Raw genomic sequence first — 23,141 nt, 5'->3', positions numbered from 1 at the left:
TTGACTCAATGCAGGGCTCCAGCGCTCACATGAGCGCCGAATGGAGCAGTTGCGTTCAACTCTTGAACGCAAAAAGGGTGGCACCCAGTGCCACCCTTCAAGCGCGAGAGGGGTTTGTAACCTGCTCATCTGAGCGCTACCCCTATCAGGGGTGGCGAGGATCACTCGCCGAAAACGCCCGTGAGAGACCCCGATCTCACCCCCCGGACGTGTCCAGCTCGGCGTCCTCGCTCACTCCGGCGCAGTCGTACGGGTCCTTCAGCCAGCCGTCCGGCAGGACAACCCGGTTGTTTCCGGACGTACGACCCCGGGGGCCGTCCGCGCCGACCGGCCACGGCTGGTCCAGGTCGAGCTCGCTCAACTGAGCGCGCAGTTCGTCCAGGGAGGAGGTGACGGCGAGGCTCTTGCGCATCTCCGAACCCACCGAGAAGCCCTTCAGGTACCAGGCCACGTGCTTGCGGAAGTCGATGACACCGCGGGCCTCGTCCCCCAGCCACTCGCCAAGAAGTCGAGCGTGCCGCACCATCGCGTCGGCGACCTCGCGCAGCCCCGGCTGCGCGTAGCCGCCCGTGCCCTCGAAGCCCGCCACCAGGTCGCCGAAGAGCCAGGGCCGGCCCAGGCAGCCGCGGCCCACGACGACGCCGTCGCAGCCGGTCTCGCGCATCATCCGCAGCGCGTCGTCCGCCGACCAGATGTCGCCGTTGCCCAGCACCGGGATCTCCGGCACGTGCTCCTTCAGCCGCGCGATGGCGTCCCAGTCGGCCGTGCCGCCATAGTGCTGGGCGGTGGTCCGGCCGTGCAGGGCGATCGCGGTGACGCCCTCCTCCACGGCGATCCGGCCCGCGTCCAGATACGTGATGTGGTCGTCGTCGATGCCCTTGCGCATCTTCATCGTGACCGGCAGGTCGCCCGCGTTCGCCACGGCCTCGTTGAGGATCGCCCGCAGCAGCGGCCGCTTGTACGGCAGCGCCGAGCCGCCGCCCTTGCGGGTCACCTTCGGCACCGGGCAGCCGAAGTTCAGGTCGATGTGGTCGGCCAGGTCCTCGTCGACGATCATCCGCACCGCCTTGCCGACGGTCACCGGGTCCACGCCGTACAGCTGGATCGAGCGCGGCTGCTCGGACGCGTCGAAGCGGATGAGCTGCATCGTCTTCTCGTTGCGCTCGACCAGCGCCCGCGTGGTGATCATCTCGCTGACGAACAGCCCCTTGCCGCCGGAGTACTCACGGCAGAGGGTGCGGAAGGGGGCGTTGGTGATGCCGGCCATCGGCGCGAGCACCACCGGCGGCTGCACGATGTGCGGCCCGATGGCGAGAGGGGAGAACGCGGTCATTCGCCCATTGTCGCGCACCGCGCAACTCTTTAGACAGCCGTACTATCCGGCTATGCCAGAGCTCACGAAGCAGCTCACGAAGCAGCTCACGCCCGGCCGCCGACGGCTCGTCCTGGCGATCTGCTGCATGAGCCTGCTGATCGTGAGCCTGGACAACACCGCGCTGAACGTCGCGCTGCCCTCGATGCGGCGCGAGTTCGGCACCTCCGTCGCCGGCATGCAGTGGGTCATCGACGCCTACACCCTGGTCCTCGCCTCGCTCCTGATGCTCGCCGGCTCCACCGCCGACCGGATCGGCCGCCGCCGGGTCTTCTCCACGGGGCTCGTCGTCTTCGCCCTCGGCTCGCTGCTCTGCTCCCTCGCGCCGAGTCTGGAGACCCTGGTCGCCTTCCGGGCCGTGCAGGCCGTCGGCGGCTCCATGCTGAACCCGGTCGCCATGTCGATCATCACCAACGTCTTCACCGACCCGGCCGCCCGCGCCCGCGCCATCGGCGTCTGGGGCGGGGTGGTCGGCGTCTCCATGGCGGCGGGCCCGCTGGTCGGCGGCCTCCTGGTGGAGGCGGTCAGCTGGCGGGCGATCTTCTGGGTGAACCTGCCGGTGGCCCTGGTCGCCCTTGTCCTGACCCTGCGGTACGTCCCCGAGTCCCGCGCGCCGCGCCCCCGCCGCGCCGACCCGGTGGGCCAGCTCCTGGTGGCGGCGCTGCTCGGCTCGCTCACGTACGCGATCATCGAGTACAGCCTGCCGTTCACCGTCGTGGCGGCGATCGCCCTCGCGGGGATCCTGGTCTACGAGCCGAGGCGCGCGGAGCCGCTGATCGATCTGCGGTTCTTCCGCAGCGCGCCGTTCAGCGGGGCGACGGTGATCGCGATCAGCGCGTTCGCCGCGCTCGGCGGCTTCCTCTTCCTCAACACCCTCTACCTCCAGGACGTCCGGGGCCTGTCCGCCCTGCACGCGGGGCTCTTCATGCTGCCGATGGCCGCGATGACCTTCGTCTTCGCGCCGCTCTCCGGCCGCCTGGTCGGCGCGCGCGGCCCGCGGCCCTCGCTGCTGGTCGCCGGGACGGCGATGGCGGCCGGGGCGCTGCTCTTCGCCGCCTTCGAGGCGGAGACCAGCACGCCGCTGCTGTTCGTCGGGTACGTGGTGTTCGGCATCGGCTTCGGCCTGGTCAACGCCCCGATCACGAACACCGCCGTGTCCGGGATGCCCCGCGCCCAGGCGGGCGTGGCGGCGGCCGTGGCGTCGACCAGCCGGCAGATCGGCCAGACGCTGGGCGTCGCGGTGGCGGGCGCGGTGCTCTCGGCGGGCCTGGGCTCGGCCCCGTACGGGACGGGCTCGGCGCACCTCGACGGTTTCGTGGCGGCGAGCAGGCCGGCGTACTGGATCATCACCGGCTGCGGTCTGTGCGTGCTGGTCACCGGGGCGCTGACCAGCGGGCGGTGGGCGCGGCGCACGGCGGAGCGGACGGCCCGCAGGCTGGAGTCGGAGGGCGCGGATCAGGCGGCGGCGACGACCGCGTCCTCGGGCTGAGCGCCCGCCGGGCGGGCGCTCTCGGGCCGGGCGCTCTCGGGCCGCTCGGCTGCCGCCCGGTCGACCGCCGCCTCCTCCGCGAGGACGAGGGCCTGAAGGCGTTCGAGCCCCGCCCGGGACTCCGCGTCGAGCGGGACGTACGTGATGAGGCGGGAGCCGGCGGCCGGGCCCAGCCAGAGGTTGGTGTGCTCGACGTTCAGCAGCCCCACGTGGGCGTTGCGGACGACCTTGGCCCGGCCGCCCGAGTCGACGACGTCGTGCCGGGCCCAGATCTCGCGGAACTCCGGCGAGGCGTCCTGGAGTCGCCTGAGCAGCGCCTTCCAGGCGGGTTCGGCGAGGTGCTCGGCCATGGCGGCGCGGAACTTGCCGGCGATGGCGCGCTGCACCTCCGGCAGCTCGGCGGCCGCGGCGGCGCGGAAGTCGTCGTTCGTGAAGGCCAGCCAGAGGGTGTTGCGGTCCTCGCGGGGCAGCTTCTCCAGGTCGCAGTAGAGCCGCCCGAAGGTGCGGTTGTAGGCGAGGTACTCGTAGCGGCCGTTCTGGACGCAGGCGGGGATCGGCTCCAGCTGGGTGAGCAGGGCGCGCAGAGCGGGCGTGACGGTCGGACAGGCGGCCTCGGGGTGCGGATCGGCCTGTCCGGCGAGGGCGAAGAGGTGGGTGCGCTCGGTCGGGTCGAGCTGGAGCGCGTCGGCGAGGGCGTCCAGGACCTGCGGGGAGACCTGGATGGGCCGGGCCTGCTCCAGCCACGTGTACCAGGTGACGCCGACCGCGGAGAGCTGGGCGACCTCCTCGCGGCGCAGCCCCGGGGTGCGGCGGCGCCGCCCGCGCGGCAGCCCGACCTGCTCGGGCGTGATGCGCTCGCGCCGGCTGCGCAGGAAGGCGGCGAGCTCGTGGCGCCGGATGTCGGTGTCGCTGGGCGGCCCGGTCTCGGTCCGCGTCGGGGCGTCGGTCCACGTCTCGGTCACCATCAGGGTCATGCTCCCAGGGTGCAGGGGCGCGCAGCCCGTTGCCAGGTAGTGCTTGTACCAGGATAAACACCCTCTGGTACCAGGCTGAGGATCGGCGGAACCTCGGATGCGTGACTACGACAACCGATCCGTCCACCCGCACCGCGGCGGTCCTCACCCCGGCCCCGCCGGCCCTCAGCACCCTCGGCCTGTTCACCGTGCTGCTCGGCGCCGCGCTGCCCCTCGTCGACTTCTTCATCGTCAACGTCGCCCTGCCCACCATCGACCACGACCTGGCCGCGGGACCGGCGCTCCTGGAGCTGGTCGTGGCCGGGTACGGCCTGTCGTACGCCGTGCTGCTCGTCCTCGGCGGCCGGCTCGGCGACCTCTTCGGCCGCCGCCGGCTCTTCCTCGCCGGCATGGCCGCCTTCGGCCTCACCTCCCTCGCCTGCGGCCTCGCCCCGGACGCCTGGACGCTGGTCGGCGCGCGGGTGGCACAGGGTGCCGCGGCCGCGCTGATGCTGCCGCAGGTCCTCGCGACCATCCACTCCTCGACGTCGGGACCGCGCCGGGCACGGGCCCTCAGCCTCTACGGGGCGACCGCCGGCCTCTCGATGACGGTGGGCCAGATCCTGGGCGGCGTGCTCGTGGCCGCCGACATCGCGGGCACCGGCTGGCGCTCGGTCTTCCTGGTGAACGTGCCGGTGGCGGTGGTCGGGCTCGCGCTCGCCGCCCGCAGCGTCCCCGAGACCCGCTCCGACCGGCCCGCGCCCGTCGACGTGCCCGGCACCCTGCTGCTCGCCGTCGCGCTGCTCACCCTGCTCGCCCCGCTGACCGAGGGCCGGGCCGCGGGCTGGCCGGTGTGGACGTGGGTCGCGCTCGCCGTGTTCCCGTTCGCGGCCGGCGCCTTCTGGTGGGTGGAGCGGCGGGCGGACCGCCGGGGCGCCACCCCGCTGGTCCCGCCGAGCCTGCTCGACCTGGTGTCGCTGCGGCGCGGGGTCTCGCTGATCGTGCCGCTGTCGGGCGGTTTCAGCGGCTTCATGTTCGTGATGGCGGTGGCGCTCCAGCAGGCCCTGGGCCTGAGCGCGGTGGCCTCGGGCCTCGCGGTGGCACCGATGGCGCTCGCCTTCTTCGGCGCCTCGCTCGCCGGCCCGCGGCTCGTCCGCCGCTGGGGCACCCGGATCGTCCCGGTCGGCGCCCTGCTCCAGGCCCTCGGTCTCGGCCTGATCGTCTGGGCGGCGGCGCGCTCCTGGCCGGACCTTTCGGTGGCGGACCTGGCGCCGGGCATGGCGGTGGCGGGCCTGGGCCAGGGGCTCCAGCTGCCGGTCCTCTTCCGGGTGGTGCTCTCGGAGGTGCCGGCGGAGCGGGCGGGCGTGGGCAGCGGCGTGCTCGTGACGGCGCAGCAGTCGGCCATGGCGGTGGGCGTGGCGACGCTCGGCTCGCTGTTCCTGTCCCTGTCGGCGACGGGTCCGACGGACACGGCGCTGACGGTGACGCTGCTGGTGCAGGCGGGTCTCGCGGTGGTGACGGGCGCCTTCGCGCTGCGCCTCCCGAAGACGATCGACTGACAGATATTGAAATCTGTCATCGCACATGTCATGGTTGACGCATGACGACGAACACGAACACGCATCCCTCCCGTCCCCTCGGCGCCACCGGCCCCCGCGTCTTCCCCCTCGGCCTCGGCTGCATGGGCATGTCCGCGCTGTACGGCGAGGCCGACCGCGCCGAGTCGATCGCGACGATCCACGCCGCCCTGGACGCCGGCGTCACGCTCCTCGACACCGGCGACTTCTACGGCATGGGCCACAACGAGCTGCTGATCAACGAGACCCTGCGGACCGCCCCGGCCGCCGCCCGCGAGCGGGCGCTGACCAGCGTGAAGTTCGGCGCGATGCGCACCGTCGAGGGCGGCTTCACCGGCGTAGACGGCCGCCCGGCCGCGGTGAAGAACTTCCTCGCGTACTCGCTGCAGCGGCTCGGCACCGACCACATCGACGTCTACCGGATCGCCCGCCTCGACCCGGAGGTCCCGATCGAGGAGACCGTCGGCGCCATCGCCGAGCTGGTCGAGGCCGGGCACGTCCGGCACATCGGACTCTCCGAGGTCGGCGCGGACACCCTGCGCCGGGCGGCGGCCGTCGCCCCGATCGCGGACCTCCAGATCGAGTACTCGCTGATCTCCCGCGGCATCGAGGAGAAGATCCTGCCGACCGCCCGCGAGCTGGGCATCGGCATCACCGCGTACGGGGTCCTCTCCCGCGGTCTGATCAGCGGCCACTTCACCCGGGACCGCGAGCTCGCCGCCGGCGACTTCCGCGGCTTCAGCCCGCGCTTCCAGGGCGAGAACCTCGGCCACAACCTGGACCTGGTGGACCGGCTGCGCACGATCGCCGAGGCCAAGGGCGTCTCGGTGGCGCAGCTCGCCATCGCCTGGGTGCTGGCGCAGGGCGCCGACATCGTCCCGCTCGTCGGCGCCCGCCGCCGCGACCGGCTCGCCGAGGCCCTCGGCGCCCTGGACGTGACGCTGGACGCGGCCGACCTCGCGGCGATCGAGGCGGCCGTCCCGGCGGACGCGGCGGCCGGCGACCGCTACCCGGAGTCGCAGATGGCCCACCTGGACAGCGAGCGCTGACAGGTAATGTCATTCCATGGCCACCACGGAGACCCTGACCGCAGAGCGCATCCTCGAAGCCACCGAGGAGGTGCTGCGCCGCTACGGCCCTGCGAAGGCGACCGTCGTGGACGTGGCCCGGGCGCTCGGCGTCAGCCACGGCAGCGTCTACCGGCACTTCCGCACCAAGGCCGAGCTGCGCGAGGCCGTCACCGAGCGGTGGCTGGAGCGCACGATCATCTCGCTCGCGCCGTACGTCGAGGGCTCCGAGCCCGCCGACCGGCGGCTCACCGGCTGGCTGACCGCCCTCTTCCGATTCAAGCGCAGCAAGGCGGGCGGCGATCCGGAGCTGATGGCCACCTTCCAGGTGCTGATCGGCGAGAACAGCGCGGTCGTCGACCGCCACGAGCAGCACCTGGTCGACCAGATCGCCCGGATCCTCGCCGACGGGCACCGCGAGGGCGTCTTCGCCGCCCCCGAGCGGGACTTCGCGACGACGGCGCGGGCCGTCTTCCACGCCACGGACCGCTTCCACAACCCGGCGCACGCGGCGGAGTGGGCCGCCGAGGACGTCGAGGCGGCGTTCGACGCGGTGGTGTCGCTGGTGCAGCGCGCGCTCAGGGCATAAGGCTTCAGGCACGGGAAAGCCCCCGGTTCCGGGAACGGAACCGGGGGCTTCGCCGTGTGCCAGAGGGTGCCAGGAGCTGGGTCAGCAGCCGATGAGGCGGCTGGCCAGGTAGCCCTGGATCTGGTCGAGGGAGACGCGCTCCTGCTTCATGGTGTCGCGCTCGCGCACGGTCACCGCGTTGTCCTCAAGGGTGTCGAAGTCGACGGTGACGCAGAACGGCGTGCCGATCTCGTCCTGGCGGCGGTAGCGGCGGCCGATGGCGCCGGCGTCGTCGAACTCGATGTTCCAGTTCTGCCGCAGGTCGGCCGCGAGGCCCTTGGCCTTCGGCGAGAGCTGCGGGTTGCGGGACAGCGGCAGGACGGCGACCTTGACCGGGGCCAGGCGGTGGTCGAGGCGCAGCACGGTGCGCTTCTCCATGACGCCCTTGGCGTTCGGGGCCTCGTCCTCGATGTACGCGTCGAGCAGGAAGGCGAGCATCGTGCGGCCGACACCGGCGGCGGGCTCGATGACGTACGGCGTCCACTTCTCCTGGGCCTCCTGGTCGAAGTAGACCAGGTCGTTGCCGGAGGCCTTGGAGTGCGCGGAGAGGTCGTAGTCGGTGCGGTTGGCGACGCCCTCCAGCTCGCCCCACTCGCTGCCGCCGAACTGGAAGCGGTACTCGATGTCGGCGGTGCGCTTCGAGTAGTGGGAGAGCTTCTCCGCCGGGTGCTCGTACCAGCGCATGTTCTCCTCACGGAGACCCAGGCCGGTGTACCAGTTCCAGCGCTGCTCCATCCAGTATTCCTGCCACTGCTCGTCCTCGCCCGGCTTGACGAAGAACTCCATCTCCATCTGCTCGAACTCGCGGGTGCGGAAGATGAAGTTGCCCGGAGTGATCTCGTTCCGGAAGGACTTGCCCATCTGCGCGATGCCGAACGGCGGCTTCTTGCGGGAAGTCTGCTGCACCTGGGCGAAGTTGGTGAAGATGCCCTGGGCGGTCTCGGGGCGCAGGTACGCGACGGAGCCGGAGTCCTGGGTCGGGCCGAGGTGCGTGGAGAGCAGGCCGGAGAACTGCTTGGGCTCGGTGAAGGTGCCCTTGTTGCCGCAGTTGGGGCAGTTCAGGTCGGTGAGGCCGTTCTCGGGGAGGCGGCCGTGCTTCTCCTCGTACGCCTCCTCCAGGTGGTCGGCGCGGTAGCGCTTGTGGCAGGAGGTGCACTCGGTCAGCGGGTCGGTGAAGGTCGCGACGTGACCGGACGCCTCCCACACCTCGGTGGCCAGGATGACGGACGAGTCGATACCGACGACGTCCTCGCGCGAGGTGACCATGTAGCGCCACCACTGGCGCTTGATGTTCTCCTTCATCTCGACACCCAGCGGCCCGTAGTCCCAGGCGGCCTTCTGACCGCCGTAGATCTCGCTGCAGGGGTAGACGAAGCCACGGCGCTTGCTCAGGCTGACGATGGTGTCGATCTTGTCGGCGGCCACGGTGCTCTCTTCATTACGACGACGAAGTGCGAATGCCTCAGGTTACCGGCGCCCCGGGCCCCCGTATCAAATCGGTTCCGGCCCACCGGCCCCCTGCATCGGCAATTGACAACCGTTTCCATCTTTGTTGAAAATGACTGTCATGAACGTACGCCGACTGATACCCCCGACCGCCGTCGCCGGAGCCGTCGCCCTCGGGCTCGTCACCCTCTCCGCCTGCGGTGGAAGCTCGGACGCCGCCGACCGGCACGGGGACGGCAAGCTGGGCGTCGTGGCGTCGTTCTACCCGATGCAGTTCCTGGCCCAGCAGATAGGCGGCGACCACGTCTCCGTCGACACGCTCACCAAGCCCGGCGTCGAGCCGCACGACCTGGAGCTCAAGCCCCGGCAGGTCGTCGATCTCGGCACGGCCGACGTGATCCTCTACCTCAAGGGCCTGCAGCCCGCCGTCGACGACGCCATCGCGCAGTCCGGCGTCGAGACCACCGTCGACGCCGCCACCCTCACGAAGCTCGAAGAGCACGGCACCGAGGCCGGCGGCCACGAGCACGCCGAGGAGGCGGGCCACGACCACGAGTCCGAGGCCGGCGCCGACCCGCACATCTGGCTCGACCCCGTGAAGTACGCCGAGGTCGCCAAGGGCGTGGGCGCCGTATTCGAGAAGGCCGACCCGGACCACGCCGCCGACTACAAGAAGAACACCGACGCCCTGGTGAAGAAGCTCGGCGAGCTGAACACCGAGTTCGCCGCCGGCCTGAAGAACACCGCCACCAGGACCTTCATCACCACACACTCCGCCTTCGGCTACCTCGCCGAGCGCTACGGCCTGGAGCAGGAGGGCATCTCCGGCGTCGACCCCGAGTCCGAGCCGAGCCCCGCCCGCGTCAAGCAGCTCCAGGACGTCGCGAAGAAGGACAAGGTCTCCACCGTCTTCTTCGAGACCCTCGCGAGCGACAAGACCGCCAGGACCCTCGCCGGCGACACCGGCCTGAAGACCGACGTGCTCGACCCGCTCGAAGGCATCACGGACAAGTCCCGGGGCCACGACTACTTCGAGGTCATGCGGGCCAACCTGGCCGCGCTGAAGACCGCGCTCGGCGCCAAGTGACCGTCACCCAGGCACAGGAAGAAGCCATCGTGAGCGACGACGACCAGCCCGTCATCTCCGTCCGCGGCGCCACCGCGGCCCTCGGCGCGCGCCCCGTCCTGCGCGGGGTCGACCTCACCGTCCGGCGCGGCGAGGTCGTCGCGCTGCTCGGCGCCAACGGCTCGGGCAAGTCCACCGCCGTCCGCTCGATCATCGGCCAGGTGCCGCTGACCGGCGGCACCATCGAGCTGTTCGGCACCCCGCGCAAGCGGTTCCGCGACTGGGCCCGCATCGGCTACGTCCCGCAGCGCACCACCGCCGCCGGCGGCGTCCCCGCCACCATCCGCGAGGTCGTCACCTCCGGCCGGCTCGCCCGCCGCCGCTTCGGCTGGCCGAGCAGGGCCGACCGGGCCGCCGTCGACCGCGCCATCGCCCTCGTCGGCCTCGCCGACCGCGCCAAGGACTCCGTCTCCGCGCTCTCCGGCGGCCAGCACCAGCGCGTGCTCATCGCCCGCGCGCTCGCCTCCGAGCCCGAGCTGCTGATCATGGACGAGCCGATGGCCGGCGTCGACCTCGCCAGCCAGGAGATCCTCGCCGCCACCCTGCGCGAGCAGGTCGCCGCCGGCACCTCCGTCCTCCTCGTCCTGCACGAGCTGGGCCCCCTGGAGCCCCTCATCGACCGCGCGGTCGTGCTCCGCGACGGCTGCGTCGTCCACGACGGCCCGCCGCCGGAGGCCGTGGGCCAGCACGCGCTGCCCGGCCACGACCACGTCCACCCCCACGCGGCCGACGAGCCGCTCCGTACGGGACTGCTGACCTGACCATGGACTTCCTCGCCTCCGCCGCCATGCAGCGGTCACTCATCGCGGCCGTGCTGGTCGGCATCACCGCCCCCGCCGTCGGCATCTACCTCGTGCAGCGCCGCCAGGCGCTCATCGGCGACGGCATCGGCCACGTCGCCATGACCGGCGTCGGTCTCGGCTTCCTCCTCAACTCCAGCCCGGTCTGGATGGCCACCCTGGTCGCCGTCGCCGGCGCGGTCGCCATGGAGCTCATCCGGGCGTACGGCAAGACCCGCGGCGACCTCGCCCTCGCGCTGCTCTTCTACGGCGGCATGTCCGGCGGCGTCCTGCTGATGAACCTGTCGCCGACCGGCTCCAACGCCAACCTGGTCTCGTACCTCTTCGGCTCCCTCGCGACGGTCTCCCCCGCCGACGTGACGGCGATCGTCCTGCTGGCCGGCTTCGTCGTCCTCGTCACCGTCGGCCTGCGCCGCCAGCTCTTCGCCGTCAGCCAGGACGAGGACTTCGCCCGCGTCACCGGCCTGCCGGTGCGGTTCCTCAACCTGCTCGTCGCGGTCACCGCCGCCGTGACCGTCACCGTCGCCATGCGCGTCGTCGGCCTGCTCCTGGTCAGCGCCCTGATGGTGGTCCCGGTGGCCGCCGCCCAGCAGCTGTCCCGGTCCTTCCGTACGACCTTCGTGCTCGCCGTCGTCATCGGCGTCGCCGTCACCCTTTCCGGCACGGTCACGACGTACTACGTCGACGCGCCGCCCGGCGCGACGATCGTCCTCCTCGCGATCGGCGTCTTCATCGCCCTCACCGCCCTCGCCACGCCGCTCGCCCGGCGCCGCGCCCGGGCCGCCGAGGCGGCCGCACGAGCCTGCGACGCGGCGGTCAACGCGGCACTTCCGGCCACCCGCCGCCCCTCGGACGACGTGAAGGTCTGATCTCGCAGGACGGGGGGACTGGCAGAATGGCGGGGGCAGACAAGGATTTAGGAGGCCCCCCGTGGTGACGGCAGGACCCCCCGTACGAGGCCGCTCGACCAAGCAGCGGGCCGCCGTGTCGGCGGCACTGAACGAGGTGGACGAGTTCCGCAGTGCCCAGGAGCTGCACGACATGCTCAAGCACCGCGGCGACTCCGTCGGTCTCACCACGGTCTACCGCACGCTCCAGTCCCTGGCCGAGGCCGGCGAGGTCGACGCGCTGCGCACCAGCGACGGCGAGACCGTCTACCGCCGCTGCTCGACCGGCGACCATCACCACCACCTGGTCTGCCGCGTCTGCGGCAAGGCCGTGGAGGTCGAGGGCCCGGCGGTGGAGCAGTGGGCGGAGACGATCGCGGCCGAGCACGGCTTCGTGAACGTGGCGCACACGGTGGAGATCTTCGGGACGTGCGCGGAGTGCGCGGCGAAGTGACGTGACATATATGCGAAGGGCCCGCACCGATGTCGATCGGTGCGGGCCCTTCGCGTGTGCGCCGGGTCAGATTCGGGTGAGGTGCGCGTCCAGCAGGGCACGGAGCCCGTCGACGTCACCGGGACCGGTGAGCGCGCGCTTGGGCAGGGCCGCGAACCCCACCCCGCCCTTGTCGGCGGTGAGCAGGACGAACAGCGTGGGCGTCTCGACGTACCGGGACAGCATCTGCCAGCGGTTGACGACCTCGCTGTCGCGGGAGGTGAAGCGGACTCCCTCGTCGTCCACGCGGGCCCGGAACTCGCCCTGCCGCTCCAGCATCGGGAACATCTGCCGGGCGCTGAGCCAGGGAACCAGCACGGGCACGACGGCGGCGGTCAGCCCGAGCCAGACCATGAGCACGATGCCCCGGGTGTCGGGCTCGGGGCTGATCAGCTTCAGGACGATCGCCAGGGCCACCAGGCCCAGCGTGAGAGGCGTCAGCCACCGCATCCGGCGCCCGGACGGCGTCGTCCGCCGCCGCGCCCGTATCGCCTCATGGACGTCCGCGCGCGTCGGCGTGTAGACCAGCTCCATCGTCGTAACCCCCCTGTCCACGCTCAGGCCTTGTCGAGGACGGCGAGGTCCGCCGGGTCCACGCCGCCGAAGCGCCGGTCGCGCTGGGCGTACTCGACGCAGGCCCGCCACAGGTCGCGGCGGTCGAAGTCGGGCCACAGCACGTCCTGGAAGACCATCTCGGCGTACGCGCTCTGCCAGATCAGGTAGTTGGAGGTGCGCTGCTCGCCGCTGGGCCGCAGGAAGAGGTCGACGTCCGGCATGTCCGGGTAGTAGAGGTACTTCTGGATGGTCTTCTCGGTGATCTTCGCCGGGTCGAGCCGGCCCGCCTTCACGTCCTCCGCGAGCGCCTGCGCCGCGTCCGTGAGCTCCGCGCGGCCGCCGTAGTTCATGCAGAAGTACAGCGTCAGCTTGGTGTTGTCCTTGGTCTGCTCCTGGGCGACCTGGAGCTCCTTGGCCACCGACTTCCACAGCTTGGGCATGCGGCCGACCCAGCGGACCCGGATGCCGAGCTCGTCGAGCTGGTCGCGGGTCTTGCGGATGAAGTCGCGGTTGAAGTTCATCAGGAAGCGCACCTCCTCGGGCGAGCGCTTCCAGTTCTCCGTGGAGAAGGCGTACAGCGAGATCGCGCCCACGCCCATCTCGATCGCGCCCTGGAGCACGTCGAGCACCTGCTCGGCGCCGACCTTGTGCCCCTCGGTGCGCGGCAGCCCGCGCTCCTTGGCCCAGCGGCCGTTGCCGTCCATGACGATCGCGACGTGCTCGGGCACGAGCTCCGGCTGGAGCTTCGGCGGGCGGGCGCCGGAGGGGTGCGGCTCGGGGGTCCTGTACTCCCGTCGCTGGCGCCCGAGGAGTCGTGCGATGGCCATGGCGTGGTGTCTCCTAGCTCTTCTCTACGTACCGCAGCGAGCGCAGTCCGCGTTCCAGGTGCCAGTGCAGATAGGCGGACACGAGTCCGCTGCCCTCCCTGACGTGACGCGGCTCGCACGCGTCCGCCGTCTCCCAGTCGCCGGTCAGCAGCGCGCTGAGCAGCCCTACGGCCTCCGCAGAGGGTACGACGCTTCCGGGCACCCGGCAGTCCGCGCAGATGACTCCGCCCGCGGCGACCGAAAAGAAGCGGTTGGGGCCGTGAAGTCCGCATTTCGCACAGTCTTCGAAGCTGGGCGCGTAGCCGTTGACGGCGAGCGAACGCAGCAGGAAGGCGTCGAGGATGAGGTGGGGGGCGTGCTCCCCGCGCGCGAGGGTGCGCAGCCCGCCGACGAGCAGCAGGTACTGCTGCACGGCCGGCTCGCCCTCGTGGTCGGTGAACCGTTCCGCCGTCTCCAGCATCGCGGTGCCGGCGGTGTACCGGGCGTAGTCGGTGACGATGCCGCTGCCGTACGCGGCGATGGTCTCGCTCTGGGTGCAGAGCGGCAGCCCGCGTCCGACCAGCTCACTCCCGCGGGCGAAGAACTGCACGTCCACGTGCGAGAACGGTTCGAGCCGCGCCCCGAACTTCGACTTGGTCCGCCGGACCCCGCGCGCGACGGCGCGTACGCGGCCGTGACCGCGCGTGAGGATGGTGATGATGCGGTCCGCTTCACCCAGCTTCTGGGTGCGCAGCACGATGCCGTCGTCGCGGAACAGACTCATGGGGCCATTCTCGCGTATGCGCCGGGCAGTGATTTGCCATGTACGCGCCAGCAAATCTAGAGTCGCGCCCGTCCATGATCGTTCACGCTCGTTCCAGCCCGGGGGTTCCGAACTCATGCGTACGAAGCAGCTGAAGCCACTGTTCGTCATCGCCTCGTCCATGCTCGCCCTGACCGCCCTCACCGCCTGCGGAGGAGGCGACGCGACGGGCGGCAGCGGAGGCACCGGCTCGGCCGGCGTGGACAAGGCGCTGGGCGACCCGACGGGCGGCGGGGACGGCACGGGCCAGGGCGGCGGAGACGGCGACGGGACGGCCGGGACCGGCGTCGCGGGGCTGCCGAAGGCCGGCACGATGGCGGGGGCGGTGCAGCTGGTCAGCACCTTCACGCCGTGCGACGACCTGTCCACCGACCCGAACGACGACGACTTCTTCGGCGGCGACGAGAACTACGACGCGACGTGGTCCGTCACCGAGCGCGGGGCCTGCGACCACGGCCTCCGCATCTTCATGTTCAAGGACCTGAAGACCTTCGAGACGAAGTACAAGGCCGAGATGGACGAGGACCGCAAGGAGAGCCCGAACCAGGGCCACCGGGGCAAGTTCCTGGTCGGCCAGGACTTCGCCGTCCTGCCCGACCGGAAGTCGGCGATCCGCTACCTCCTCTCCCCCGGCGGCCCGATGATCCTCAACTGCTTCCCCGGTTTCAACCCGCCGAGCGGCTACCGCAAGGACCCGACCCCGGTGGACGGCTGCTTCCTGACGAACTACTTCGAGGACTGACCGTCAGTAGCCGCCCGCGTGGACCAGGTGGCCGTAGTAGCGGCCGCTGACGGGCGAGTGGTTCGGGTCGCCCGTGAAGCCGTACGAGACGGGCTGGGCGGCCGCGTCGCTGCGCAGCTTCGCGCGGACCTGGGCCGGCGTCAGGCCCGCGCAGGACGGGCCGGCGAGGCAGAGGGCGGCCGTGCCGGCGACGTGCGGTGAGGCCATCGAGGTGCCGGAGAGGACCGTGGTGCCGCCGCCGAGGCGCGTGGAGGTGATGCACGCGCCCGGGCCCGCGATCGTGTGCGCCGCGTCCGCCGCGCCGACGGCGAAGCTGGAGAAGTCCGCCGCGGTGTCGTCCACGTCGGAGTAACAGGTCGCGGCGGCCCCGCCGCCCGGCCTGCCGTCGAAGTCGGCCACCGCGGTCACGGTCAGCACCTCGTCGTACCCGGCCGGGACGAAGCCGGCCAGGTCGTTCGTGCTGTTGCCCGCCGCCGCCACCATCGTCACACCCGCCTGGTCGACCACCCGGCAGATCGCCTGGTGCTCCGGGTCGCCGTTGGTGAGGCCGCAGTCGCCGTCGTCCGTACCGGCCCCGCCCAGGCTCATGTTCGCGACCTTGATGCCCAGCCGGGCCGCGTTGTCCGCCACCCAGTCGAGGCCGCACACGATGTTCGACAGGTAGCCGCGGCCGGCCGAGTTCAGCACCTTCACCGAGTACAGCCGCGCGCCCGGCGCGATCCCGACCACGTCGGACCCGTTGTCCCGCGCCCCGATCGTGCCGGCCACGTGCGTGCCGTGGCCGTTGTTGTCCCGGTACGACGCGCCCGGCCGCGTCGACACGCAGTTCGTGCCGCCCACCACGTTGAGGTCCGGGTGCCGGGTGTCGATCCCGGTGTCGATGACCGCCACACCGACGTCGACGGCCCCGCTCCCGTCCCCGGCGCGCGCACTGCTCACATCGGCCTGCACCCGGTCGATCCCGGTCGGCAGCACCTGCGCGGTCGCCCGCACGGGCAGATCCGGCGCCACCGCCTTCACGTGCGGCGACGCCCGCAGCGCCGCCACCTCGCCCTCCGGGATGACCGCCGCGTACCCGACGACCGCGTGCGAGTACCGGAAGCCCGCCTGCAGCCCATGGGCCCTGACGTGCTCCGCCACGATCGTGTCGACCTGCCCGCGCGCCGTCTCGTCCAGCACGACCACGTACCGCCCCAACGGCTCGGCCGCCGCCCCCTGCGCGCCCGTCAGCCCACCCGCCAGCAGCGCCACGGCCGCCGCCGCGGACGCCGCCGCCGACGCCGCGACACGCCTTCGTCCCGCCATGCCACACCTCGTTTCCGTGAGTGATCCACTTCGCGTGGACCACGTAACCGGCGCGGTGGCGGGCCTGCAGCGCGGGCGCGGCGGTTGGCCTAACCCGTACCGACACCCGTACGGCTCACGACCTCACGGCACCTCACCCCGGCTCCGCGCGTTGGCGTGCGCCGTCGCCGCGCTCAGCCGCTCGGCCGCGGTGGCGACCCGTACGCCGTCCGGCTCACAGTCCCACTCACGCCCGCCGCCGATGGGCCGGAGCTGGAGACAGGGCCCCACGTGCCCCATGACGGTGCCGACCCTTCCGGTGCGGAGGTCGACCACGTACGCCCCGATGGGCACTCTCATCCTCGTCCTCCTTGCGTCACTCACTTCTTCACTCGCTCGCGAGCGCGGCGGCGAGGAGCCGCGCCGTCGCCGCCGTGCAGCGCCCGAGTTCCACCAGCGGCCGAGGCGGAACGGCGGCGAGGGTGACGGCGTCGAGTCCGAGCGAGGGCAGGGTGATTCCGGCCCTGTCGAGCGCCTCGCGCAATTCCCGCACCGCCTCACGCGCCTCTTCCGTCGACCGCATGCTGTCTTCTTCCACAACGCGTTCCTTTCCGAATCCAATTCCCGGTTACACCGACCAGAGTGGAGGGGAATCCGTAGAATCGACAGACGCGCGGGGGAGACAACTGCGGTGTGGAGCAGGTGAGTTAATTCATGGCCAAGGGCAAACAGCAGGCGACGTGGGAGTTCTTCGGGGAGCTGCTGAGGGAGCGCAGGGAAGCGGCGAGGATCTCGCGGGACGACCTCGGTGCACGGGTGTTCGTGTCGGGGACGTACATCGGCCTGTTCGAGCAGGGGGTGCGGAAGCCGCAGTTGGATGTGGCGAAGAGAATCGACGAGGTGCTACAAACCGGCGGTATTTTCGAACGGACTTGCCTGAAGCTCATCAACGCGTCGCCGTATGCCTCTTATTTCCACGAGGTGGCGGAACTTGAGACGGTGGCGACGAAGATCTGCGAGTTCGCGCCGACGGTGGTGCCGGGGCTGTTGCAGACAGCGGAGTACGCGAGTGTGTTGACGATCGCGTCGAACCCGTTCGCCACGGAGGACTACGTCGAGGAGAAGGTCAGCTCGCGGATCGAACGACAGGCGATCCTCAAGAACGCTACAAGGCCCGAGTACTGGGTGGTCCTGCATGAGAACGTCCTGCGCGCGCCGGTGGGCGGCCCGCAGCTCATGGCCAGGCAACTGGACCACATCGCGGCGCTGGTCCGGGAGCGCCGCGCACTGGTCGCAGTCCTGCCGATCGCAGTCGGAGCGCACGCGTTCATGACCGGCACGCTCAAGCTCATGGACTTCGAGGATCAGCCGCCAACGGCCTATACGGAAACAGAGTTTTCGGGAACGCTCCTTGACGATCCGGCAGTGGTGAAGCAGGCACAGCGCGCCTACGATCTGCTCAGGGTCGCCACGCTGTCGCCGGAGGCGTCCCTCGCACGGATCGAGTCGGCGGCGGAGGACTTCAGACGATGCGCGAGTACGACCTGAACAACGCCCACTGGTTCAAGAGCTCCTACAGCAACGGCCAGGGCGGCGACTGCGTCGAAGTCACCTACGACTTCGCCGGCGCCGCCTGGCGCAAGAGCTCGTACAGCAACGGCGAAGGCGGCTCCTGCGTCGAGGTCCTCGACGGTGTCCCCGGCGTCGTCCCCGTCCGCGACAGCAAGAACCCCACCGGTCCCGCGCTCGTCGTCCCGGCCGCCGCCTGGGCGGCGTTCGTCGCGGCCGTGAAGGCGTGATCGTTCACGGCAGCGACGGCGTCGTCCTCCGTCACGAGGACGACGCCCTCACTCTCCGCCGCGGCGACGAGGAGACCCGCATACCCCTGCGGGCCGTCCAGCGCGTCTCGCCGGGCGGCGGGGCGGTCACCGTCGTGCTCCGCGTGCCGGCGGGCGCCGAGCCCGTCGTGCACGTGGTGCAAGGGGTGAACGACACGTCGGCGTACGTGTTCGCGTCGGCAGTGGGCGCGGCGCTGGCCCGACTGCCGGAGCCGGGGCCATCACGGTGATGGCCGAGCGCGACAGCCCGTAGCCGGGGCCAAGGCCGGGGAGACCGTACGCGCCCCGCGGCCGGCACCCATCCGGTCCGTTCCCGGCACCCGGCTTCCGGCACCCGACTCCCGGTTACGCTCACCGTCATGAGCGAACTCCCCTTCGACGCCCTGCTCTGCGACTTCGACGGCGTGCTGCGCCTGTGGGACGCGGACGGCATGTCCGCGGTCGACCGGGCCGCCGGGCTGCCCGAGGGCACGCTCGCGGCGGCCGCGTTCCGGCCCGCGCTGCTCGACGCGGCCGTGACGGGCCGGATCACCGACGAGGAGTGGCGGCGGCGGGTCGCGGTGGACCTGACGGCGGCGTGCGGGTCGGCGGAGCGGGCCGAGGAGGCCGTGCGCGGCTGGTCGGCGCTGACCGGGCGGGTCGACAGCGCCGTACGGGAGTTGCTGGCCGAGCTCAGGCGTCGGGTGCCGGTGGTCCTCGTGTCCAACGCGACCACCCGCCTTGAGGCGGACCTCGCGGCACTCGGCCTCGCCGACGCGTTCGACGCGGTCGTCAACACCGCCCGCCTCGGTTTCGCGAAGCCGGACCCGCGGGTCTTCGCGGCCGCGGCCCGCGCGGTCGACGTCGCTCCCCACCGCTGCCTCTTCGTCGACGACACCCCGGGCCACGTCGCGGCAGCCCACGCGGCCGGGCTCGCGGCCCACCACTACACGGACGTCACCGCTCTGCGCACCGCCACGGTCACCACAGCTCGCCCTTGACCTCCCGGAACAGCGCGACGATCTCCTCGTGCCCGAGGAGGGGCGCGACGAAGCCACGCGCTACGGCGCTCTCCTCCAACTCCACCGGTACGGCGAGCCCGTGCTCGCGGACCATCCGGACGGCCATTCCCGGCCAGCACCACGCGCCGTCCGTGTGAAGGCTGAACCCGCCCATCACCTGGCAGCCGTCGTACGGGTCCGCCTCCACCCCCGGCACGACGGTGAGGCGCTCGCAGTCCGCCAGGTAGCGCGCGAGGGCCTTCCGGTCGCTCCGCACGGGACCTCGCGGCAGAGCTGACGCCGAGGTCGCGGCGCCGATCCTGTACGGCGCGCCGTCATAGAAGCCGAAGTACTTCATGGCGCGAAAGTACCGCCGGCCGACCAGGCCCTCGGGCTCCCCCCTCGACGCCCGCCGGCAAAGCCCCTCCCAGGACCCGCCCCCGGCACCCGCCCCCTACTTGATCAACGCGTTGGCGCCCGCGATCGCCAGGCCGATCGCCGCGTCCGCGAGGCCCACCAGGGTGGCGGAGCGGCGGCGGTAGCCCGCCTTGAGCGCGGCCAAGGTGCCCCACGCGCCGAGCAGCAGGGTGTTGAGCGTGAGGCCGGCCGCCGTGACAGGCGGTTCGGGCCAGTCGGCGGCGCCGGCGAGGAGGAGCAGGAGGACGGTGGGGACGACGGCGGCGACGAGGGGCCATTCCCGGCCGAGCGCGACGAACAGACGCCGCCAGCGGAGGGACTCGCTGCCGGGGTGGTGACTCGCCATGTGGTGGGCGTATCCGTGCACGAGGCCCGAGGCCAGGGCCGTGACCAGGATCCAGAGCGCGTCGTACAGCGGTGTGTACGTCTCGCCCTCGCTGTGCAGGCCCGCGAGCAGGGCGCTCGCGAGCACTGTTCCGTAAACACCGCCAAACATCCAATTACGCATGATTCCCCACCCTAACGGGCACGTCTTCGCGTTCCCCTCCCCGCGCCCACCCCCTCTCCCTACGATCCCGATCATGTCGATGCTCTCGTCCATACCCGTCCTCCAGGGCCGCGGCGGCGCCGTCCTGACCGCCGAGCCCGGCGGGCTCCTCCTGACTCGGCCCCGCGAGGAGCTGTCGATTCCCGAGCGGGCCATCGCCCGGGTGCGGGCCGAGGGGCGGTCCGTCACCGTCGAGCTGCGGGTGCCGGCCGGGAGTGCGGCTACGGCGGCGCACGTGATCGGGATCGAGGACGTGAGCGAGGCGGCGGCCACGGCTTTCGCCGACGCCGTGAACGGTCTCCTGGAGGAGCCGGCGACCGACGCGGAAGACGTGGACGGCGCCGCGCTCGTCATCCTGCGGACGATCAGGACGCTGTGGCGCGAGCGGTTCATGCGCCGGCTGAAGCGGCTGGCGTTCGGCTGCGCCGGGACGCTCGTCGCGCTCTCCGTGGTCACCGGGATCGTGGGCGGCGCGGTCTACCCCGTCATGATCGTCATATTCGGCGGCATCGGGAGCGCGGGCCTCTGGATCGGCGCGTTCCTCGTGGGCACGTGGCTGCACGAGCGCCGGCTGCTCAAGCACGGCATCACCGTTCTCGCCGCGCCCGCCGACATGGTGGGGCTGTACCTCTACGTCGACACCGCCGGCCTGACCCGCACCGTGTCCCACCTCGGCGCCGCGCCGTTCCTCCAGGTGAGCTACGACCCGCGGGACCCGGCGGACGTGCTCGTGCCGCAGACCCCCTTCATGCGACGCCTCGACGTCACCGTGGGCGGGTTCATCCTCTTCTGCGCGCTGAACGCCGTGGCCATGGTCGTCTACGGGGTCGTGGACGCGTTCACGGGCGGTACGCTCACCGGCGACGGAGTCTAGGACTCCCTTTGAGATCTCATAAGTCCGCCTTATGAGGCCATAGACCGGGGGCGGGTACTCTCCCGCGACACGCGTTATTTAGGGTGACCTAAGCGGCGGCTCCCCTCGCCGCCACGTCGCTTGCGAAGGGAAACCCGTCATGCCCCGCCCCCTCCGGGTCGCGATCGTCGGCGCCGGCCCCGCCGGGATCTACGCCGCTGATGCGCTGCTGAAGTCCGAGGCCGCCGCCGAACCGGGTGTGTCCATCGACCTCTTCGAGCGGATGCCCGCGCCCTTCGGCCTCATCCGCTACGGCGTCGCGCCCGACCACCCGCGCATCAAGGGCATCATCACCGCCCTCCACCAGGTCCTCGACAAGCCGCAGGTCCGCCTCTTCGGCAACGTCGACTACGGCACCGACGTCCACCTCGACGACCTGCGCGCCTTCTACGACGCCGTGATCTTCTCCACCGGCGCCATGGCCGACCGCGAGCTGCGCATCCCGGGCGTCGAGCTCGACGGCTCCCTCGGCGCCGCCGACTTCGCCTCCTGGTACGACGGCCACCCCGACGTCCCGCGCACCTGGGAGCTCTCCGCCGAGAAGGTCGCCGTGCTCGGCGTCGGCAACGTCGCGCTCGACATCGCCCGCATCCTCGCGAAGACGGCGGACGAGCTGCTGCCGACCGAGATCCCGGCGAACGTCTACGACGGCCTGAAGGCCAACAAGGCCGTCGAGATCCACGTCTTCGGGCGCCGCGGCCCGGCCCAGGCGAAGTTCAGCCCCATGGAGCTGCGCGAGCTGGACCACTCGCCGAACATCGAGGTCATCGTCAACCCCGAGGACATCGACTACGACGAGGGCTCGATCGCCGAGCGCCGCAAGAACAAGCAGACCGACATGGTCGCCAAGACCCTGGAGAACTGGGCGATCCGCGACGTCGGCGACCGCCCGCACAAGCTCTTCCTGCACTTCTTCGAGTCGCCCGTCGAGATCCTCGGCGAGGACGGCAAGGTCGTCGGCCTGCGCACCGAGCGCACGGAGCTGGACGGCACCGGCAACGTCAAGGGCACCGGCCGGACGACCGACTGGGACGTCCAGGCCGTCTACCGCGCCGTCGGCTACCTCTCCGACGAGCTGCCGAAGCTCCCCTGGGACGCCGTCAGCGGCACCGTCCCCGACGAGGGCGGCCGGGTGATGGAGGAGAGTGGCGAGCACATGGCCTCCACCTACGTCACCGGCTGGATCCGCCGCGGCCCCGTCGGCCTCATCGGCCACACCAAGGGCGACGCGAACGAGACCGTGGCCAACCTCCTCGACGACCACGCCAACGGCCGCCTGCTCACCCCCGAGACCCCGGACGAGGCCGCGATCGTGGCCTTCCTGGAGGACAAGGGCATCACGTACACGACGTGGGAGGGCTGGTACAAGCTCGACGCGGCGGAAAAGGCACTCGGCGAGCCCCAGGGCCGTGAGCGCGTGAAGATCGTCGAGCGCGAGGACATGCTGCGCGCGAGCGGCGTCGAACTCGCCTGACCGGCAGAACGAACAACGCGAAGCGCCGGGCCCGGGGATGTCCCCGGGCCCGGCGTTCCGTACGGGCGGGCCGCGGCCCGGTACGGCCCCGGTGCCGTTCCGCGGCGACGGCCCGACGCGTCTCGGCCGGCGGCGTCCCCGGGCCCCGTTCCGTTCCCGGTCCTACGCTGAAAGCGTGACTGTCGTCGCGCGGGCCACGGACGCGGCGGCCCGCGAGGACTGGGCCGGGCTGTACGGGCTGCTGCACGCCGCCGACCGGCATCCCGTCGCGCCCCTCGGCCCCGCCGAGCTCGACGCCCTCGCCGACTCCGCCTGGTGGTCCGGCCACGTCGACGAGTCGGTCGCGGCCCGGCTGCGCGCCCATGCCGCGTACGTCGCGGCGCACGACCCGTGCGGCGCCGGGCGCGCCGCGTGGTGGCTGTCCGCGGAGTACCGCCGGCTCGGGCGCCCCGCCGCGGCCGCGGGCTGGCTGCACCGGGCCCGCCACCACCTGGAGGGCCGGCCCGACTGCCCCGAGCAGTGTCTCCTCGCCTGGTCCGACGTCGCGGACGCCGAGGAACACCACGCCCCGGCCACGGCCCTCGCCGCCGCCCGCCGCATGACCCGCCTCGCCGCCCGCTCCGGCAGCCCCGACCTCCTCGCCCTCAGTCACCAGGCCGCGTCCTCGGTCCTCCTCGCTCAGGGCCCGGCCCACCGCGCGGAGGCACTCGCCCTCCTCGACGAGGCGATGCGCCCGGTGACGGCAGGCGAACTGAGCGACCTCTTCACGGGCCGGCTCTACGACCTGGCCCTCGGCGAGAGCATGCGCGCGGCCGAGCTCGCGCGGACGGTGGAGTGGACGGACGCGGCCCTGGCGTGGTGCGCGGCGCCGCGGTCGCGGCGGCCCCGGGCGGGTGGCGGGCCCGCCGTCGTGACCGGCGGCCC

26 protein-coding genes and 1 pseudogene are annotated in these 23,141 nt (G+C 71.8%); 16 read left to right on the top strand and 11 right to left on the bottom strand.

Going from position 1 to position 23,141, the window contains the following annotated elements; genetic code table 11:
- Nucleotides 1-196: 196 nt before the first annotated feature.
- Nucleotides 197-1,333 (bottom strand): tRNA dihydrouridine synthase DusB, encoded by a 1,137-nt coding sequence (dusB, locus tag ACWEJX_RS19050; protein WP_451608589.1) that lies wholly within the window; start codon nucleotides 1,331-1,333, stop codon nucleotides 197-199.
- Nucleotides 1,334-1,385: 52 nt separating this feature from the next.
- On the opposite strand from dusB, the gene ACWEJX_RS19045 reads away from it, so the two are divergent.
- Nucleotides 1,386-2,861: an MFS transporter gene (locus tag ACWEJX_RS19045; protein WP_451608588.1), complete on the top strand. Its 1,476-nt coding sequence runs from the start codon at nucleotides 1,386-1,388 to the stop codon at nucleotides 2,859-2,861.
- On the opposite strand, the gene ACWEJX_RS19040 is transcribed toward ACWEJX_RS19045, so the two are convergent.
- A complete protein-coding gene (locus ACWEJX_RS19040) occupies nucleotides 2,828-3,835 on the bottom strand; it encodes a helix-turn-helix transcriptional regulator (protein ID WP_451608587.1) in 1,008 nt (335 codons plus the stop codon). The genes ACWEJX_RS19045 and ACWEJX_RS19040 overlap by 34 nt on opposite strands.
- Nucleotides 3,836-3,936: 101 nt before the next feature.
- On the opposite strand from ACWEJX_RS19040, the gene ACWEJX_RS19035 reads away from it, so the two are divergent.
- From ACWEJX_RS19035 to ACWEJX_RS19025, 3 genes are read left to right on the top strand one after another with little or no spacing between them, the layout of a single operon-like run.
- The gene (locus ACWEJX_RS19035; RefSeq protein WP_451608586.1) at nucleotides 3,937-5,373 is read left to right on the top strand and encodes an MFS transporter; all 1,437 of its coding nucleotides are present in this window, start codon (nucleotides 3,937-3,939) and stop codon (nucleotides 5,371-5,373) included.
- Nucleotides 5,374-5,414: 41 nt separating this feature from the next.
- Nucleotides 5,415-6,440: an aldo/keto reductase gene (locus tag ACWEJX_RS19030; RefSeq protein WP_451608585.1), complete on the top strand. Its 1,026-nt coding sequence runs from the start codon at nucleotides 5,415-5,417 to the stop codon at nucleotides 6,438-6,440.
- 16 nt (nucleotides 6,441-6,456) lie between these two features.
- On the top strand, nucleotides 6,457-7,047 hold the full coding sequence (locus tag ACWEJX_RS19025) for a TetR family transcriptional regulator (protein ID WP_451608584.1): 591 nt from the start codon (nucleotides 6,457-6,459) through the stop codon (nucleotides 7,045-7,047).
- Nucleotides 7,048-7,128: 81 nt separating this feature from the next.
- On the opposite strand, the gene ACWEJX_RS19020 is transcribed toward ACWEJX_RS19025, so the two are convergent.
- Nucleotides 7,129-8,511, bottom strand: coding sequence for a glycine--tRNA ligase (locus ACWEJX_RS19020; protein ID WP_451608583.1), 1,383 nt, complete (start codon nucleotides 8,509-8,511; stop codon nucleotides 7,129-7,131).
- Nucleotides 8,512-8,653: 142 nt separating this feature from the next.
- Here ACWEJX_RS19020 and ACWEJX_RS19015 point away from each other — a divergent pair, with 142 nt between their 5' ends.
- The 4 genes from ACWEJX_RS19015 to ACWEJX_RS19000 all read left to right on the top strand — a co-directional run bounded on the left by ACWEJX_RS19015 (nucleotide 8,654) and on the right by ACWEJX_RS19000 (nucleotide 11,799).
- The gene (locus ACWEJX_RS19015; RefSeq protein ID WP_451608582.1) at nucleotides 8,654-9,619 is read left to right on the top strand and encodes a metal ABC transporter substrate-binding protein; all 966 of its coding nucleotides are present in this window, start codon (nucleotides 8,654-8,656) and stop codon (nucleotides 9,617-9,619) included.
- 26 nt (nucleotides 9,620-9,645) lie between these two features.
- Nucleotides 9,646-10,419: a metal ABC transporter ATP-binding protein gene (locus ACWEJX_RS19010; protein ID WP_451608621.1), complete on the top strand. Its 774-nt coding sequence runs from the start codon at nucleotides 9,646-9,648 to the stop codon at nucleotides 10,417-10,419.
- A gap of 2 nt (nucleotides 10,420-10,421) precedes the next feature.
- Nucleotides 10,422-11,327: a metal ABC transporter permease gene (locus ACWEJX_RS19005; protein ID WP_451608581.1), complete on the top strand. Its 906-nt coding sequence runs from the start codon at nucleotides 10,422-10,424 to the stop codon at nucleotides 11,325-11,327.
- A gap of 61 nt (nucleotides 11,328-11,388) precedes the next feature.
- Nucleotides 11,389-11,799, top strand: coding sequence for a Fur family transcriptional regulator (locus tag ACWEJX_RS19000; RefSeq protein WP_345488510.1), 411 nt, complete (start codon nucleotides 11,389-11,391; stop codon nucleotides 11,797-11,799).
- 66 nt (nucleotides 11,800-11,865) lie between these two features.
- Here the strand turns inward: ACWEJX_RS19000 and ACWEJX_RS18995 are convergent, their stop codons facing one another.
- The 3 genes from ACWEJX_RS18995 to recO are packed head-to-tail and all read right to left on the bottom strand — an operon-like array spanning nucleotide 11,866 to nucleotide 13,983.
- Nucleotides 11,866-12,393: a YcxB family protein gene (locus ACWEJX_RS18995; protein WP_451608580.1), complete on the bottom strand. Its 528-nt coding sequence runs from the start codon at nucleotides 12,391-12,393 to the stop codon at nucleotides 11,866-11,868.
- A 2-nt stretch (nucleotides 12,394-12,395) separates the two neighbouring features.
- Entirely contained in the window at nucleotides 12,396-13,220 is an 825-nt protein-coding gene (locus tag ACWEJX_RS18990; RefSeq protein WP_451608579.1) for an isoprenyl transferase, read from the bottom strand.
- 13 nt (nucleotides 13,221-13,233) lie between these two features.
- Nucleotides 13,234-13,983 carry a DNA repair protein RecO gene (gene recO / locus ACWEJX_RS18985; RefSeq protein WP_403793079.1) on the bottom strand — a complete coding sequence of 250 codons (750 nt, stop codon included), beginning with the start codon at nucleotides 13,981-13,983 and terminating at the stop codon, nucleotides 13,234-13,236.
- A gap of 115 nt (nucleotides 13,984-14,098) precedes the next feature.
- Here recO and ACWEJX_RS18980 point away from each other — a divergent pair, with 115 nt between their 5' ends.
- Entirely contained in the window at nucleotides 14,099-14,764 is a 666-nt protein-coding gene (locus tag ACWEJX_RS18980; protein ID WP_451608578.1) for a hypothetical protein, read from the top strand.
- A gap of 3 nt (nucleotides 14,765-14,767) precedes the next feature.
- On the opposite strand, the gene ACWEJX_RS18975 is transcribed toward ACWEJX_RS18980, so the two are convergent.
- The 3 genes from ACWEJX_RS18975 to ACWEJX_RS18965 form a co-directional block, all read right to left on the bottom strand.
- The gene (locus ACWEJX_RS18975) at nucleotides 14,768-16,069 is read right to left on the bottom strand and encodes a S8 family serine peptidase (RefSeq protein ID WP_451608577.1); all 1,302 of its coding nucleotides are present in this window, start codon (nucleotides 16,067-16,069) and stop codon (nucleotides 14,768-14,770) included.
- Nucleotides 16,070-16,192: 123 nt separating this feature from the next.
- Entirely contained in the window at nucleotides 16,193-16,408 is a 216-nt protein-coding gene (locus tag ACWEJX_RS18970; RefSeq protein ID WP_451608576.1) for a hypothetical protein, read from the bottom strand.
- 28 nt (nucleotides 16,409-16,436) lie between these two features.
- Nucleotides 16,437-16,631 (bottom strand): hypothetical protein, encoded by a 195-nt coding sequence (locus tag ACWEJX_RS18965; protein WP_451608575.1) that lies wholly within the window; start codon nucleotides 16,629-16,631, stop codon nucleotides 16,437-16,439.
- Between the two features lie 131 nt (nucleotides 16,632-16,762).
- Between ACWEJX_RS18965 and ACWEJX_RS18960 the strand changes: the two genes are divergently transcribed.
- The 4 genes from ACWEJX_RS18960 (at nucleotide 16,763) to ACWEJX_RS18945 (ending at nucleotide 18,866) form a co-directional block, all read left to right on the top strand.
- Nucleotides 16,763-17,596 carry a helix-turn-helix domain-containing protein gene (locus ACWEJX_RS18960; protein ID WP_451608574.1) on the top strand — a complete coding sequence of 278 codons (834 nt, stop codon included), beginning with the start codon at nucleotides 16,763-16,765 and terminating at the stop codon, nucleotides 17,594-17,596.
- Nucleotides 17,578-17,847, top strand: coding sequence for a DUF397 domain-containing protein (locus ACWEJX_RS18955; RefSeq protein WP_451608573.1), 270 nt, complete (start codon nucleotides 17,578-17,580; stop codon nucleotides 17,845-17,847). The genes ACWEJX_RS18960 and ACWEJX_RS18955 overlap by 19 nt, the downstream gene beginning before the upstream one ends.
- Nucleotides 17,844-18,116 (top strand): hypothetical protein, encoded by a 273-nt coding sequence (locus tag ACWEJX_RS18950; protein WP_451608572.1) that lies wholly within the window; start codon nucleotides 17,844-17,846, stop codon nucleotides 18,114-18,116. Before ACWEJX_RS18955 ends, ACWEJX_RS18950 begins: the two co-directional genes overlap by 4 nt.
- 129 nt (nucleotides 18,117-18,245) lie before the next feature.
- On the top strand, nucleotides 18,246-18,866 hold the full coding sequence (locus ACWEJX_RS18945) for an HAD family hydrolase (protein ID WP_451608571.1): 621 nt from the start codon (nucleotides 18,246-18,248) through the stop codon (nucleotides 18,864-18,866).
- Here ACWEJX_RS18945 and ACWEJX_RS18940 read toward each other — a convergent pair.
- Together ACWEJX_RS18940 and ACWEJX_RS18935 are read right to left on the bottom strand one after the other, a co-directional pair.
- A complete protein-coding gene (locus ACWEJX_RS18940) occupies nucleotides 18,847-19,224 on the bottom strand; it encodes a hypothetical protein (RefSeq protein WP_451608570.1) in 378 nt (125 codons plus the stop codon). The two genes, ACWEJX_RS18945 and ACWEJX_RS18940, sit on opposite strands and share 20 nt — an antisense overlap.
- A 96-nt stretch (nucleotides 19,225-19,320) precedes the next feature.
- Nucleotides 19,321-19,779 carry a hypothetical protein gene (locus ACWEJX_RS18935; protein ID WP_451608569.1) on the bottom strand — a complete coding sequence of 153 codons (459 nt, stop codon included), beginning with the start codon at nucleotides 19,777-19,779 and terminating at the stop codon, nucleotides 19,321-19,323.
- Nucleotides 19,780-19,864: 85 nt separating this feature from the next.
- Here ACWEJX_RS18935 and ACWEJX_RS18930 point away from each other — a divergent pair, with 85 nt between their 5' ends.
- From ACWEJX_RS18930 to ACWEJX_RS18920, 3 genes and pseudogenes are all read left to right on the top strand, one after another.
- The gene (locus ACWEJX_RS18930; protein ID WP_451608568.1) at nucleotides 19,865-20,704 is read left to right on the top strand and encodes a hypothetical protein; all 840 of its coding nucleotides are present in this window, start codon (nucleotides 19,865-19,867) and stop codon (nucleotides 20,702-20,704) included.
- Nucleotides 20,705-20,843: 139 nt separating this feature from the next.
- On the top strand, nucleotides 20,844-22,217 hold the full coding sequence (locus ACWEJX_RS18925) for an FAD-dependent oxidoreductase (protein ID WP_451608567.1): 1,374 nt from the start codon (nucleotides 20,844-20,846) through the stop codon (nucleotides 22,215-22,217).
- A 175-nt stretch (nucleotides 22,218-22,392) separates the two neighbouring features.
- Nucleotides 22,393-23,141 (top strand): annotated as a pseudogene (locus ACWEJX_RS18920) (LuxR family transcriptional regulator); the annotation flags it as partial.

This window comes from Streptomyces sp. NPDC004788, from assembly GCF_053601115.1.
This window is presented reverse-complemented; position numbering and strand designations above follow the sequence as displayed.

What these genes read in the sequence shown, in the direction of transcription:
- dusB (WP_451608589.1), bottom strand. Translation starts at nt 1,333, where the DNA reads ATGACCGCGTTCTCCCCTCTCGCCATCGGGCCGCACATCGTGCAGCCG.
- ACWEJX_RS19045 (WP_451608588.1), top strand. Translation starts at nt 1,386, where the DNA reads ATGCCAGAGCTCACGAAGCAGCTCACGAAGCAGCTCACGCCCGGCCGC.
- ACWEJX_RS19040 (WP_451608587.1), bottom strand. Translation starts at nt 3,835, where the DNA reads ATGACCCTGATGGTGACCGAGACGTGGACCGACGCCCCGACGCGGACC.
- ACWEJX_RS19030 (WP_451608585.1), top strand. Translation starts at nt 5,415, where the DNA reads ATGACGACGAACACGAACACGCATCCCTCCCGTCCCCTCGGCGCCACC.
- ACWEJX_RS19025 (WP_451608584.1), top strand. Translation starts at nt 6,457, where the DNA reads ATGGCCACCACGGAGACCCTGACCGCAGAGCGCATCCTCGAAGCCACC.
- ACWEJX_RS19015 (WP_451608582.1), top strand. Translation starts at nt 8,654, where the DNA reads ATGAACGTACGCCGACTGATACCCCCGACCGCCGTCGCCGGAGCCGTC.
- ACWEJX_RS19005 (WP_451608581.1), top strand. Translation starts at nt 10,422, where the DNA reads ATGGACTTCCTCGCCTCCGCCGCCATGCAGCGGTCACTCATCGCGGCC.
- ACWEJX_RS18990 (WP_451608579.1), bottom strand. Translation starts at nt 13,220, where the DNA reads ATGGCCATCGCACGACTCCTCGGGCGCCAGCGACGGGAGTACAGGACC.
- recO (WP_403793079.1), bottom strand. Translation starts at nt 13,983, where the DNA reads ATGAGTCTGTTCCGCGACGACGGCATCGTGCTGCGCACCCAGAAGCTG.
- ACWEJX_RS18980 (WP_451608578.1), top strand. Translation starts at nt 14,099, where the DNA reads ATGCGTACGAAGCAGCTGAAGCCACTGTTCGTCATCGCCTCGTCCATG.
- ACWEJX_RS18975 (WP_451608577.1), bottom strand. Translation starts at nt 16,069, where the DNA reads ATGGCGGGACGAAGGCGTGTCGCGGCGTCGGCGGCGGCGTCCGCGGCG.
- ACWEJX_RS18970 (WP_451608576.1), bottom strand. Translation starts at nt 16,408, where the DNA reads ATGAGAGTGCCCATCGGGGCGTACGTGGTCGACCTCCGCACCGGAAGG.
- ACWEJX_RS18965 (WP_451608575.1), bottom strand. Translation starts at nt 16,631, where the DNA reads ATGCGGTCGACGGAAGAGGCGCGTGAGGCGGTGCGGGAATTGCGCGAG.
- ACWEJX_RS18960 (WP_451608574.1), top strand. Translation starts at nt 16,763, where the DNA reads ATGGCCAAGGGCAAACAGCAGGCGACGTGGGAGTTCTTCGGGGAGCTG.
- ACWEJX_RS18955 (WP_451608573.1), top strand. Translation starts at nt 17,578, where the DNA reads ATGCGCGAGTACGACCTGAACAACGCCCACTGGTTCAAGAGCTCCTAC.
- ACWEJX_RS18945 (WP_451608571.1), top strand. Translation starts at nt 18,246, where the DNA reads ATGAGCGAACTCCCCTTCGACGCCCTGCTCTGCGACTTCGACGGCGTG.
- ACWEJX_RS18940 (WP_451608570.1), bottom strand. Translation starts at nt 19,224, where the DNA reads ATGAAGTACTTCGGCTTCTATGACGGCGCGCCGTACAGGATCGGCGCC.
- ACWEJX_RS18935 (WP_451608569.1), bottom strand. Translation starts at nt 19,779, where the DNA reads ATGTTTGGCGGTGTTTACGGAACAGTGCTCGCGAGCGCCCTGCTCGCG.
- ACWEJX_RS18930 (WP_451608568.1), top strand. Translation starts at nt 19,865, where the DNA reads ATGTCGATGCTCTCGTCCATACCCGTCCTCCAGGGCCGCGGCGGCGCC.
- ACWEJX_RS18925 (WP_451608567.1), top strand. Translation starts at nt 20,844, where the DNA reads ATGCCCCGCCCCCTCCGGGTCGCGATCGTCGGCGCCGGCCCCGCCGGG.